Annotated in this window: 13 protein-coding genes; 7 read left to right on the forward strand and 6 right to left on the reverse strand. The window is 67.3% G+C overall.

Features of this window, described 5'->3' with window-relative positions; genetic code table 11:
* Positions 1–57 precede the first annotated feature (57 nt).
* Entirely contained in the window at positions 58–486 is a 429-nt protein-coding gene (locus ACWIDZ_RS13030; RefSeq protein WP_291782299.1) for an organic hydroperoxide resistance protein, read from the reverse strand.
* Between the two features lie 203 nt (positions 487–689).
* Between ACWIDZ_RS13030 and ACWIDZ_RS13035 the strand changes: the two genes are divergently transcribed.
* Positions 690–902, forward strand: coding sequence for a hypothetical protein (locus ACWIDZ_RS13035; protein WP_291782296.1), 213 nt, complete (start codon positions 690–692; stop codon positions 900–902).
* Here the strand turns inward: ACWIDZ_RS13035 and ACWIDZ_RS13040 are convergent.
* Positions 862–1,536 carry a J domain-containing protein gene (locus tag ACWIDZ_RS13040; protein ID WP_291782292.1) on the reverse strand — a complete coding sequence of 225 codons (675 nt, stop codon included), beginning with the start codon at positions 1,534–1,536 and terminating at the stop codon, positions 862–864. The genes ACWIDZ_RS13035 and ACWIDZ_RS13040 overlap by 41 nt on opposite strands.
* A gap of 44 nt (positions 1,537–1,580) precedes the next feature.
* Between ACWIDZ_RS13040 and ACWIDZ_RS13045 the strand changes: the two genes are divergently transcribed.
* The 6 genes from ACWIDZ_RS13045 (at position 1,581) to ACWIDZ_RS13070 (ending at position 9,570) form a co-directional block, all read left to right on the forward strand.
* Positions 1,581–1,880 carry a BolA family protein gene (locus ACWIDZ_RS13045; protein ID WP_338575616.1) on the forward strand — a complete coding sequence of 100 codons (300 nt, stop codon included), beginning with the start codon at positions 1,581–1,583 and terminating at the stop codon, positions 1,878–1,880.
* Positions 1,881–1,997: 117 nt separating this feature from the next.
* On the forward strand, positions 1,998–3,809 hold the full coding sequence (locus ACWIDZ_RS13050) for an ATP-binding protein (RefSeq protein WP_338575614.1): 1,812 nt from the start codon (positions 1,998–2,000) through the stop codon (positions 3,807–3,809).
* Between the two features lie 87 nt (positions 3,810–3,896).
* Positions 3,897–5,594 (forward strand): cisplatin damage response ATP-dependent DNA ligase, encoded by a 1,698-nt coding sequence (locus tag ACWIDZ_RS13055; protein WP_453989415.1) that lies wholly within the window; start codon positions 3,897–3,899, stop codon positions 5,592–5,594.
* 44 nt (positions 5,595–5,638) lie between these two features.
* The gene (locus ACWIDZ_RS13060; RefSeq protein ID WP_343829263.1) at positions 5,639–6,619 is read left to right on the forward strand and encodes a mechanosensitive ion channel family protein; all 981 of its coding nucleotides are present in this window, start codon (positions 5,639–5,641) and stop codon (positions 6,617–6,619) included.
* 3 nt (positions 6,620–6,622) lie between these two features.
* On the forward strand, positions 6,623–7,639 hold the full coding sequence (locus tag ACWIDZ_RS13065; RefSeq protein WP_312218341.1) for a threonine aldolase family protein: 1,017 nt from the start codon (positions 6,623–6,625) through the stop codon (positions 7,637–7,639).
* Between the two features lie 50 nt (positions 7,640–7,689).
* Entirely contained in the window at positions 7,690–9,570 is a 1,881-nt protein-coding gene (locus ACWIDZ_RS13070; RefSeq protein WP_453989475.1) for an ABCB family ABC transporter ATP-binding protein/permease, read from the forward strand.
* On the opposite strand, the gene ACWIDZ_RS13075 is transcribed toward ACWIDZ_RS13070, so the two are convergent.
* The 4 genes from ACWIDZ_RS13075 to ACWIDZ_RS13090 form a co-directional block, all read right to left on the reverse strand.
* Complete coding sequence (locus tag ACWIDZ_RS13075; protein ID WP_452111286.1) at positions 9,567–10,046, reverse strand: chemotaxis protein CheE; 480 nt, start codon at positions 10,044–10,046, stop codon at positions 9,567–9,569. The genes ACWIDZ_RS13070 and ACWIDZ_RS13075 overlap by 4 nt on opposite strands.
* Positions 10,043–10,618: a response regulator gene (locus tag ACWIDZ_RS13080; RefSeq protein ID WP_291782271.1), complete on the reverse strand. Its 576-nt coding sequence runs from the start codon at positions 10,616–10,618 to the stop codon at positions 10,043–10,045. The genes ACWIDZ_RS13075 and ACWIDZ_RS13080 overlap by 4 nt, the downstream gene beginning before the upstream one ends.
* Before the next feature lie 96 nt (positions 10,619–10,714).
* Complete coding sequence (locus ACWIDZ_RS13085; RefSeq protein WP_312218340.1) at positions 10,715–11,665, reverse strand: acetyl-CoA carboxylase carboxyltransferase subunit alpha; 951 nt, start codon at positions 11,663–11,665, stop codon at positions 10,715–10,717.
* An 86-nt stretch (positions 11,666–11,751) separates the two neighbouring features.
* Entirely contained in the window at positions 11,752–12,654 is a 903-nt protein-coding gene (locus ACWIDZ_RS13090) for a site-specific tyrosine recombinase XerD (protein ID WP_453989416.1), read from the reverse strand.
* Positions 12,655–12,697: the final 43 nt, after the last annotated feature.

A 12,697-nucleotide genomic window follows, 5' to 3' on the forward strand; every position in this document is an offset into this window, starting at 1 on the left:
GCGCGCGGCTCAACACGCGCGAGGGGCCGGATGGATTATTCGCCCTGGGCCGGTCGCCTATTCCGCCGACAGGTCTACGTCGACGTTGCCGCGCGTGGCGTTGGAATAGGGGCAGACCTGGTGCGCCTTCTGGATCAGGTCGTCGATCACCGCGCGATCCAGTCCATGGTCCGACACCCGCAAGGCGACATCGAGATTGAAGCCCTCGCCTCGGGTGTTCTTGCCGAAGCCGATCCCCGCCGAAACCTTGGTGTCAGGACCGACGGGCGTACCGGCCTTGCCCGAGACCAGCCGCAGGGCGCCCAGGTAGCAGGCCGCATAGCCCGTGGCGAAGAGCTGCTCGGGGTTGGTCCCGTCGCCGCCCTTGCCGCCCATTTCGGTCGGAACGGACAGGCGAACATCGATCTTGCCGTCGTCGGTGGCCGATCGGCCTTCATCGCGGCCTCCGCCGGAGGCGGTTGCGTGCGCGCGATACAGAACTTCCATCTGTGGACTCCTTATCCCCAGCCTGGGGATGAACAGGGGGATGACGAAGAGGCAACGTCTTTCAGAAACAACGGTTCTGTGATTCGGGAATTCGGCAGGACGGTGTTAACAATTGGGCATCGCTCCCGTCGGGGGAGAGGGACATGGAAACGCACACGCAATATTTTTGCTATGTCTATGACGCGCCCGGAAGGACGCCTCAGATGTTTCCCCTGGAAGCCGACAGCTTCACGGAGGCGGTCCAGGAAACGCAGCGCATGATGCTGGACGAGACCGGGGCCGAGGTCTTTGCCGAAATCTGGGATTCCTCGGCCGTCGATCAGTCCATGACCCGCGTCGACGCCTTGCCGGGCGAGGGCGGCCTGTTGAGAACGCTCAGGCGTGACCGGCCTTCTTCAAGGTTTTCCAAGCCTTGATGACGCTCTGAAGCTTGGCTTCCGCGCCGCGATCGCCGCCGTTGGTGTCCGGGTGGAAGCGCTTGAGCATCTCATGATAGCGCGCCTTGATCGCGGCCTTGTCGGCGCCGGGCTCGAGACCCAGGTCGGCCAGGGCGGCGCGCTCCAGCTTGCCCAGTCGATGACTGGGATCGTCCTGCACCGGGCCTTCGGCGTGAACCCGCCGACCGAACAGGCCGAAGCTGTCGCGCCATGAACCGGCTCCGGAATTATTGGCCGTGCCGAATTTGGCGGCGAAGGCGGCGGCCTCGCGCGTCTGCGGTCCGGCCTTCATCTGCCAGGTGGGGCGGCCGCCGGTCATGGCCTCGTTTTCCTGGGCGGCGCGAATCTGGCCTTCGTTCATGCCGGCGTAGAAATTCCAGCTCTTGTTGTACTGGGCCGCATGCGCCTGACAAAAGTCATAGAATTCGTTCAGCTGCTCGCGCGACTTGGGCGCGCGGGCCGTGGCCGGCCGGGTGCACTCCGCCCATTCGCAGGCCTTCTCGCCAGGCTTGAGGCGCAGGACATCCTCCGCCGCTTCCTGTTCATCGTCGGAACGCGGCGGCTTGACCCGAATGTCGGTGAAGCGAGGCTTGTATTGAAAAGACGCAGACATCGCCCGAAGTGTAGGGCCGAATTGGTCAGCTTCAAGGAGTCCCTATGTCTGACGGCCCGATCGCGACGGTTATGCGCGGAAAACTGACGGCGGCCTTCGCGCCGGTGCGTCTGGAACTGGAGGATGACAGCTGGAAGCACGCGGGCCACCATCATGAAGGCGGCATTGACGCGAAGGACGGCGGGGAAAGTCATTTTCAGCTGACCATCGTATCCGACGCCTTCGCCGGCCAGACGCGCGTGGCCCGACAGCGCGCCGTCAACGCCGTGCTGAAGGAGGAGCTGGCCGGTCCGGTGCACGCCCTTTCGATCCGGGCGCAGACGCCGCAGGAAGCTCAGGCCTGACGTCGGTCGCCGCCGTTGATAATTCGGATTACGTAGTTATCCGCATTCATATCGTCTTAGAACCTTTCATTCTAGCGTCCGCACCCGAAGCATTTTGGAGCGAGCGGGGGCGTCGCGATGGTTGGATCTGACGGGTTTGCGAAGGGGATGGATGGGGCGCAGGCGCCGGGCGAAGCGGCCCAGGCCCTGACCGCCATCCTGCAAACCCACTATCTGCGCTATCTCATTATCGTCAGCTGGGCGTTGGGACTGATTGCGACGGTCGGTCTGGCGCACGGCCTGCTCTGGTTCGTCGCGACCCTGGCCGCAGGCGCCTTGCGCGGCGAGGTCGAGAAACGCGTCAGCCAGAGCGCGGGCGCCGGCTGGGGGCTGGTGTTCCCGGCGGTGGCGACCGCCACCACGGCGGTCTGGGCCGTGGCGCCCCTGCTGGCGTGGTTCTCGCCGTCGCTGTTTGGGCGTGAACTGGCCATCGCCCTTCTGATATCGGGCTATGTTCTGGTGTTCGCCCAGCTGAGGAACTCGCCCCGGCAGGCTATTCTCATCTCCTCTCCCTATGGCGCGGCGGCGGCGATCATCGGCGCCAGCCTGATCGGCGACCCCGTCTTCTGGCCCTTTGTCGCCCTGGCGCCGTTCACGGCCGCCAGCCTCTTCGTCCTTGTGACGATGACCATGCTGCGCGAGGAGCGGATACGCGCCTTCCAGGAGCATCAGGCGCATCTCATCGAGGAGTTGGAGGCTGCGCGCGACAAGGCCGATGCGGCCAATGAGGCCAAGTCCAACTTCCTGGGCGTCATCTCCCATGAACTTCGCACGCCGATGAACGGGGTGCTGGGCGCGGCGCAACTGTTGAGCGCGACGCGGCTGGAAGGGGCGCAGCGCGAGTATCTGGCGATCATCCGCAACTCGGGCGACAACCTGCTGAGCCTGCTGAACGACATCCTCGACATGACCAAGATCGAGGCCGGGCGCATGAATTTCGAGACGGTGGACATCAACCTGGAGGATCTGCACCGTCGCATCATCGGCCCGTTCGAGGCCCAGGCCGAGGCCAAGGGGCTCGACTTCGTGACCGCCTTCGAAGGCGACATTCCCGCCGTGGTGCGCGGCGATCCTTTGAGGGTCTGCCAGGTGGTGCAGAACCTCCTGTCCAACGCGGTCAAGTTTACGGATCAGGGCGCCGTTCGTTTCGTCACCCGAGGGCGACGCGTTTCAGAACGCCGCGTGACTTTTGAATTCGCCGTCATCGACAGCGGCGCCGGCATCTCCCAAGCCGACATGGAACAGTTGTTCCAGCCCTTCACCCAGTTGGACGCGTCCTCGACACGGCGGTTCGGCGGCACCGGGCTGGGGCTGACGATCTCGCGCCGTCTGGCCAACATCATGGGGGGCGACATTTCCGTGACCTCCAGCCCGGGCGAAGGCTCCACCTTCACCTTCGTCGTCGAGGGCGAGGTGGTCGCCTGGCGCGCGGCCGAAGCCGCGACGCCAGCCGAGGGCGACGTCGTCATGAGCGACGGCATGGAGGTGCTGGTGGTGGAGGATCACCCCGTCAACCGCATGATCCTGGAAGCCTGGATGGCTTCCACCGGGCGGCGCAGCAGCATCGCCGAAAACGGTCAGGAAGCCGTCGACGCCGCTCGGGATCAGCGGTTCGATCTGATCGTCATGGACGTCAACATGCCGGTCATGGACGGCTTGGCGGCGACGCGCCTGATCCGTGAAGGGGGAGGGGCCAACGCCGAGACGCCCATCGTGGTTCTGTCGGCCTCGGCGCGGAACGAGGACCATGAAGCCGGGCTGGCGGCGGGCGCTGACGCCTATCTGAACAAGCCGATCGATTTCCGCAGCCTGTCGGCCCTCATGGCGCACGCCAAGGGCGGACGGACGGCGCTTCGCCGCTTGATGGACCAAGAAGCGGAGGCCGCCTGATCACGCGGCGCATGGGCCGGGAGCGGTCGAGGGAGCCAGGCGCTCTCTTCGTCGTTGTGCAGGAGAGCCTTGAGAGCTGGAGCCCGATTGCGTCCTTTCGCCGAATTGCTGGACCGCCTGTCGCTGACGACCTCGCGCAACGCCAAGCTGGTGCTGCTGCGCGATTACTTGAAGGCGACGCCCGACCCTGATCGCGGCTGGGCCTTGGCGGCCCTGACCGGCGAGTTGAGCTTCACGGCGGCCAAGCCGGCCATGATTCGCAAGGCCGTCGAGGCCCGGGTCGATCCCATCCTGTTCGGCTGGTCCTATGACTATGTGGGCGATCTGGCCGAGACGACCGCGCTGATCTGGCCGCGTGACCCCTCGCATCGCGCCAATCGGGAGCCAGATCTGGGCGAGGTGGTCGATGCCCTGCTTCGCGCCAACCGCGCCGACGCGCCCGTCCTGATCGAGGGCTGGCTGGATGCGCTGGAGCCCAAGGGGCGGTGGGCGTTGCTGAAGCTGGTGACGGGAGGGCTCCGGGTCGGCCTGTCCGCGCGTCTGGCCCGCACCGCCGTGGCGATGATGCGGCCGGCCGCCCTGACGGACCCGCCGAGCCCTGATGGGCATGAGGCGGTCGGGCGCCTGCCGCCGATCACTGTCAGCGATGTCGAGGAGATATGGCACGCGCTGCAGCCCCCCTATCAGGATCTGTTCGCCTGGGTCGAAGGGCGGGCGGAGCAGCCCAGCGCGAACGCGCCCGGCCGGTTTCGTCCTGTCATGCTGGCTACGGCCCTCGACGAAGGGCTGGATCTGCCGTGCTTGGACCCGGCGGACTTCCTCGCCGAATGGAAGTGGGACGGCATTCGGGTGCAGGCCGTACGCGAAGGCGGGCAGACACGCCTCTATTCCCGCACGGGCGATGAGATATCGTCCGCCTTTCCGGATGTAACGGCGGATCTGGCCTTCGAGGGGGCTGTCGATGGCGAGCTTCTGGTCATACGCGACGGGGGGGTGGCGCCGTTCGGGGATCTGCAGCAGAGGCTGAATCGCAAGACGGCGAGCGCGAGGCTGATGCAGGACTATCCCGCGTCGATCCTGGCCTATGATCTTCTGTCCGATGGAGAAGAAGACCTGCGCGGCCTGCCCCTGATCGAGCGGAGGGCGCGACTGGAACGCCTGGCGGGGGAGCATGGCGGGCAGCGCCTGGGGCTGTCGCCGTTGTTGGCGCATGAGACCTGGGACGATCTTGCCGCTCTGCGCGCTGATCCGCCGGTCGGGGCCGCCGCGGAGGGGCTGATGCTCAAGCGCCGCGACAGCCTGTATGTTGCAGGGCGTCCCAAGGGGCCCTGGTTCAAGTGGAAGCGCGACCCGCACGTCATCGACGCCGTGCTGATGTACGCCCAGCGCGGGCACGGAAAACGCTCGGGATTCTATTCCGACTACACCTTCGGCGTCTGGACCGATGAGGGCGCGCTGACGCCGGTCGGCAAGGCCTACTTCGGCTTCACCGATGAGGAGCTTAAGCAGTTGGACAAGTTCGTGCGTGATCATACGACGGACCGGTTCGGGCCGGTCCGCGCGGTCCGCGCCGAGCGCGATTTCGGTCTGGTGCTGGAGATCGCTTTCGAGGGACTGCAGCGTTCGACGCGTCACAAGTCGGGCGTCGCCATGCGTTTTCCGCGCGTCAGCCGCATCCGCTGGGACAAGCCCGCGCGTGAGGCCGACAGCCTCGATTCCGTGCTTGACCTGCTGGATGTGATCGAGCGAGGCGGCGGGCGCGTCAGCGCCGGCGAAAAAGCTTGAGCGGCGGGGCTTCCAATCGGCTGTACGTGCGTTAGACCCGGTTCATGCTCACGAAGTTTCAGCATAGTCCTGCCGCGTTCGCCGAGCCTCTGGCTCAGGCTGTGGCCGCCGGCGAGCAGAGGTTGAGCATCGACGCCGCCATCCTGGCCAAGGCCATGGATATGCTGGGCGATTTCGCTATCAACCTGACGGTGGCGGCCATCATTTTCGTCCTGACTCTCATCGCCGCGCGATGGGCCTCGGGCGCGGCGCGCAAGATTCTGGGGCGGACGCGGGTGGTGCGGCGCGATCCCACCGTGCTGGCTTTCATGGTGCAGATCGTCCGGGTGGTGGTCATCATCATCGGCATGATCGCCGTGTTGCAGCGGCTGGGCGTGCAGACGACCTCCATCATCGCCGTGCTGGGCGCCGCCTCCCTGGCCGTCGGTCTGGCGCTGCAGGGGACGTTGTCGAATGTGGCGGCGGGCGTGATGCTTCTGATTCTGCGCCCCTATCGCGTCGGCGAAGCCATCGACGTAGGCGGCGCCTCCGGCACGGTGCAGAAGCTGGACCTGTTCACCACCCAGCTGACGAACGCCAACAACCACAAGATCGTCATTCCGAACTCCAAGGTGCTGAGCGACGTGATCGTCAATCTGACGGGACAACGCACGCGCCGCATCGAGATCAAGTTCACCGTCGGCTACGGCGACAATCTGAAGGACGCCTGCGCGGTGCTGGCCTCGGTCGCGCGGGTCAACGACAGGGTGTTGCAGGAGCCTGCGCCATGGACGGGCGTGACAGGGCTGTTGGACAGCGCGGTCCAGATCACCCTGCATGCCTGGGTGAACAACGACGACTGGTGGCAGACGCAGGCGGATTTGATGCAGACGGGCAAGGAAGCCCTGGACGAGGCCGGCATCGAGATTCCTTTCCCGCACCAGGTCGAGGTGCCGGCAAGGGACGCCAAGTTCGCGCGGGTCGTCATGGCCCCTGTTCAGAGTGATGTGGCGCCCGACGGAACGTCGGCCCAAGGGGGAGAATGAGCCGTGCGTTTTGATTTCGGTTCCGACAATACGGCGGGCATGGCGCCCTCGGCGCTTCAGGCCCTGGTCGCCGCCAACGCGGGGTTCGCGCGGGCCTACGGGGCTGATGATACATCGGCGCGCGCCGCCGATCTGATCCGTCAGACCCTGGATGCGGACGCCGAGGTGCGCTTCGTCTTCAGCGGTACGGCGGCGAACGCCATCGGCCTGTCGATGCTGGCGCGCCCCTATGAGGCGGTTCTGGCGCATCATGCGGCCCACGTCTGCACGGACGAGACGGGCGCGCCCGGCTTCTTCGGCCAGGGCGTCGGCCTGATCGGTCTGCCGGGCTATTCGGGCAAGATCGACGTAGCCGCCCTGTACGCTGCTCTGGAAGAGCCGGTCGTGGGCCATCGTCAGCCGGCGGCCGCGCTCAGCCTGACCCAGGCGACGGAATACGGCGCCGTCTATTCCGAGGAAGAGTTGCGCCACCTGATCGAGCCGTCCAAACGGGCGGGCTTGGGCGTGCACATGGACGGAGCGCGGCTGGCCAACGCCGTGGCCGCGGGCTTCGATCCCAAGGACATTCCGCGCCTGGGCGTCGATGTGCTGTCGTTCGGCGGAGCCAAGGCCGGAGCGCATTGCGTGGAGGCTCTGGTGATCTTCGACAAGGCGATGACGCGGCGGATCGACAACCGGCTGAAGCAGGCGGGCCAGACGGCGTCCAAGGGGCGGTTGCTGGCCGCGCCCCTGCTGGGGCTGCTGGAGTCGGGCGACTGGCTGGCGGGCGCCGCTCACGCCAATCTGATGGCTCAGCGCCTGGCGGACGGCATCGAGGCGAAGACGCCCTTCGTGCTGGCTCATCCGGTGGAGTCCAACACCGTGTTCGTGCGGATGCACGATGAAGCCCATGAGCAGCTGAATGCGGCGGGCTGGGCCTGCTATCAGTTCGATGACGGTTCGGTGCGGTTCGTCTGTTCCTGGGCGACGGACGAGGCGTCGGTCGACGCCCTGATCGACGCCGTGGCGAGCCTGAACTGACGTGGCGAGCGCGTTTCGCCTCGGAGGCGTGATGGCGGCGAGGCGTGGCGATGCGTGGTGAGCGCTCGGGAAGACGCGGCGACGTCGCGGCCAAGGCGATGAACGCCGGCGTCGACGCCTCTCAGCAAGAGGCGCCGCCTACATTCGAGGCGCTGAAAAACCTGATCGGCGTCGTGGCGCGTTCGGGCGCGCCGCAACTGCCCTGGCGGGTGGCTGGGGCGATCCTGCTGACCCTGGCGGGCAAGGGGCTGGGGGTCCTGGCTCCGCTGGTTCTGGGGGCGGCGGTCAACCATCTGGCGGCGGACCAGGGACCGGCGGCGTCCGTAGGCCTGGGATTCGCCGCCTTCGCCGTGGGTTGGGCGCTGGTCCGCTTCCTGTCGGCGGCGACGCCGCAACTGTCGGATGTGGTGTTCGCTCCCGTGCGGGCGGCCGCCCAGCGCAAGGCGGCGGCCGAGACCTTCGCCCACGCGCTCAGCCTGTCGCTGGACTTCCACCAGACCAAGCGGTCCGGCGCCTTGTCTCGGGTGATGGACCGGGGCTCGCGGGCGGTGGACTTCCTGCTGCGCATCCTGATGTTCAACCTGGGGCCGACGGTGCTGGAACTGGTGCTGGCGGCGGCGGTTCTGGGCGGCAAGTACGACTGGCGTTTCGGCGCGGTCGCCGTGGCCGTGGTGCTGGTCTATGCGGCCACGACCTTCGCCATGGCCAACTGGCGGCTGGAGCACCGGCGCGCCATGAACGCCGCCGACAGCGAGGCGGCCGGCCTGTCGGTCGACGCCCTGCTGAACTACGAAACCGTCAAATCGTTCGGGGCCGAGGGCCGTGCGGCCGAGGCCTACGACCAGTCGTTGGCGACCTATGTTCAGGCGTCGTTGAAGGCCAACACCTCCCTGGCCGCCTTGAACCTGATCCAGGGCCTGATCATGAACCTGGGCCTGGGCGTCATGGCGGTCATGGCCGGGTTCGAAGCGGCGGCCGGGCGCATGGGGCCGGGCGATGTGACGGCGGCGGTGCTGATCATGATCTCCCTCTATGCGCCGCTGAACATCCTGGGCTTCGCTTATCGGGAAATCCGACAGTCCTTCATCGACATGGAGGAGATGCTCAAGGTCACGCGTCAAGCGCCGCAGGTGGCGGATGCGCCCGACGCCATCGATCTGCCGCGACCTGAAAGCGGCTGCGGGGCGGAGATCGTTTTCGACCATGTCGGTTTCCGGCATGACGCACGGGCGGCGGGGCTGGACGATGTCAGCTTCGTCACGCCGGCGGGCACCACCACGGCTCTGGTGGGACCGTCCGGGGCGGGCAAATCGACGATCGTCAAACTGGCCCTACGGTTGCTGGACCCGCAGGACGGGCGCGTGCTGATCGATGGGCGGGACGCGCGCAGTCTGACACAGGCGTCGCTACGGGCCGCCGTGGCTCTGGTGCCGCAGGACGTGGCCCTTTTCAACGACACCATCGCCGCCAACATCGCCTTCGCCCGCCCTGATGCGGACGAGGCGGCGATCTGGGCGGCCGCCGAAGCAGCGGAACTAGCGGACTTCATCCGCAACCTGCCCGAGGGCATGGACACGCGCGTCGGCGAGCGGGGGCTGAAGCTGTCGGGCGGCGAGCGGCAGCGCGTCGGAATCGCCCGCGCCCTGCTGGCGGACCCCTGCATCCTGATCCTGGACGAAGCGACCAGCGCGCTCGACAGCCGCACCGAGGCCGCCATCCAGAAGACGTTGCGCCGCGCCCGCACGGGCCGCACCACCCTGGTGGTGGCGCACCGGCTGTCCACGGTGGCCGACGCTGATCAGATCCTGGTGCTGAAGGCGGGCCGGATCGTCGAGCGCGGCGCCCATCATGAACTGGTGGCGCGTCAGGGCGGGGAATATGCGGCTCTGTGGCGCAAGCAGACGCGCGGGGCGAAGACCCAGGCGAGCTAGGCCTCAGGCTCTCCGGCGCCCGGAACCTTGGCCTTCAGCATGTCCTTGAGGCTGTCCAGCACCTTGGCGCGGGCGTCGACGGCTTCGGGCGGCAGGGTCAGCAGCAGGCGCAGCGCCTGGGCGTGGACGGTGACGACGCGCCAGTCGAATGGGCGGTCTTCGGGCGCGGCGTCGATCAGATCGCACAGATTGGCCGCCGCCGCGCACAGGTCGTTGAGCTCGAACGGCCCGGCCGCGTCGATCACGGCGCTGGCGTGGGCGTAGGCCTGGTCCAGCGCGCCTTCGTCGACGCCGGTCGGAACGGGCAGGGCGGCCAGGGCCGTGACCTGCTGCTCGATGATCTCGCGGCTGCGGCTCTCATACCGCGCCAGATTGGCGCGAGCCTCGGTCAAGGCGACGCCGACGCTGACGCCGCCAGGCTGATCGACCAGGGTCGACAGGCGGCTGCGGCGCCGATTGTGCGTGATGACCGTCATAGCTCTACCGCCGCGCGGCGTTCTTTTTCAAAGGCGGTTCTTCGACGTTCCTCGGCGCGACGTTCGGGACCTGGCCAGGGCTCGTTTCGGAAGCGGCGGTCGGGGCCGAAATAGTCGCCCACCTCCAGGAAGGGACGATTGTCTCTCGACACCCAGACGATGCGTTCCAGCAGAACGCCGGCGCTGAACGGCTTGGTGATCAGGAAGTTGGCGCCGCAGTCGCGGGCGTCCGACACCTTGGAGCGGCGCACGTGGGCGGCGGTCATGATGACCGGGCTGTAGGCGTTCGGATCCAGCCCCGAGCGGCGCAGCCAGCGCACGAACTCATACCCGCTCATGCCCGGCATCTCGCAGTCGACCAGGATGAGGTCGACCGGATGGTTCTGCAGGATGGCGATGGCCCCGGCCGCGCTTTCGCAGGCGTGACGGACCTTCATGCCGAAACCGAGCAGGGCCTGGGCGGTCAGCTCCAGCGAAAACGGCGAATCGTCGATGACCATGGTCACCGCGCCGTCGAAGTTGAACACCGCGCTTTCGCGCAGGGATTCGCCGACCCCGTTCATGCCGCGCATGGAGGCCTGCCGAGTGTTGAGGAAGGAAACAGACCGAATCGCATGGCGTCAGTTTCGGCGGCGCTGCGACGCCGCGCAATCGCGATCAGCCCTCGATCAACCCAGGCGGCCGATGGCGTAGAAGCGGTCGGCGCGCTGCTTCTTCAGCTGTTCAGCCGACAGGCCGGACATGGCCTTCAGTTCTTCTTCCAGAACCTGACCGACGTTCTGGATGGCCTTTTCACGATCGGCATGAGCGCCGCCCAAGGGCTCGGGGATCACGCGATCGACGATCTTCAGCTCGATCAGGTCGGGCGCGGTGATCTTCATGGCGTTGGCGGCGTCCTTGGCCCGCGTGCCGTCGCGCCACAGGATGCCGGCCGCGCCTTCCGGCGAGATGACCGAATAGATGGAATGCTCCAGCATCAGCACGCGGCTGGCCGCCGCGATGGCGATGGCGCCGCCCGAACCGCCTTCGCCGGTCACCGTGGCGATGGAGGGCACGCCGAGGGTCAGGCCGCGCTCGGTCGAGCGGGCGATGGCCTCGGCCTGGCCGCGCTCCTCGGCGCCCAGGCCCGGATAGGCGCCGGCGGTGTCGACGAAGGTCAGAACTGGCAGGCCGAACTGCTCGGCCATGTCCATCAGGCGGACGGCCTTGCGATAGCCCTCGGGGCGAGCCATGCCGAAGTTGTGGGTGATGCGGGTCTGGGTGTCGTGGCCCTTTTCATGGCCCATGATCACGACCGGCTGGCCGCGGAAGCGCGCCAGACCGCCCAGGATGGCCTGGTCGTCGCCGAACTGACGATCGCCGTGCAGCTCCACGAAGTCGGTGAACAGGCCGTCGACGTAGTCCACGAAGTGCGGACGCTGCGGGTGACGCGCGACCTGGGTGCGCATCCACGGGTCCAGGTTGGCGTAGGCCTTGGTGCGCATGGCGTCGGCCTTCTTGCGCAGGGCGGCGATCTCGGTCTCGAACGATCCGCTGGTCGGCGCCAGCAGCGACAGCTCGGCGATCTTGGCGTCCAGCTCGGCGATCGGCTTTTCGAATTCGAGATAGTGCGTGGCCATAAGGCGTCCGTAGAGGAGGAAGCGCCAATGGCGCTACGGAAAGCGGCGGAACCTAGAGCGGGGAACGTTCCGGAGCAAGCGCGGGTTCAGTCGTCCTTCGCCAAGGGGTGGTTGGCGTGGACCACCTGGGACAGGCGATCCGTGGCGACGTGGGTGTAGATCTGGGTGGTCGAGATGTCGGCGTGGCCCAACAGGGTCTGCACCACGCGCAGGTCGGCGCCGCCTTCCAGCAGATGGGTGGCGAAAGCGTGACGCAGGACGTGGGGGCTGACGCGGGCCGGGTCGATTCCCGCTGTGACGGCCGCCTGATCCAGAAGCTGGGCGAACCGCCGCGGCGTCAGATGGCCGCTCTTTCCGTGCGAAGGAAACAGCCAGACGCTGTCCGGCGCATGCGGCTTTCGCGCGGCGTCGCGGGCGTCGAGCCAGACTTTGATCGCCTCGCGTGCAGCGGAGTTCAGCGGGGCCAACCGCTCCTTGCCGCCCTTGCCGCGCACGATCAGATAGGCGGGATCTCGGCGCACGGCCTCGACCCTGAGCGCTAGCAGTTCCGACACCCGCAGACCCGAGGCGTAGGCCATCTCGACCAGGGCGATCAGGCGCAGCCCCGCTGTGCTGTCGGCCGCGCCCGCGGCGGTCAGCAGGGCCTCGATCTCGTCGCGGCTGAGGGTCTTGGGCAGGCTGCGGCCCTGTTTGGGCGCATCCAGGCGGCGGGAGGGATCGTCGGCGCGCCAACCCTCGCCCAGGGCGAAACGATAGAACTGGCGTACGGAGGCGCGGCGTCGCGCGGCCGTGGCGGCGGACAGTCCGCGTCGCGACAGATCGGCGAACCAGGCCTCAAGAGCTTCCTGCGGCGCGCTCATTAGGCCGCCGGCGTCGTCCAGCCAGGTCTCTGCGTCCGCCAGATCGCGACCATAGGCGGCCAGCGTATGGGGCGAGGCGTCGCGCTCCACCGCCATCATCTCCAGGAAGGCTTCGATCTGCGGGGTCATGCGGCGTCAGGTCGTCTCTTCTGGCCAATCGTTGCTTGTGGGA

It is taken from the genome of Brevundimonas sp. NPDC055311 (genome assembly GCF_053645695.1).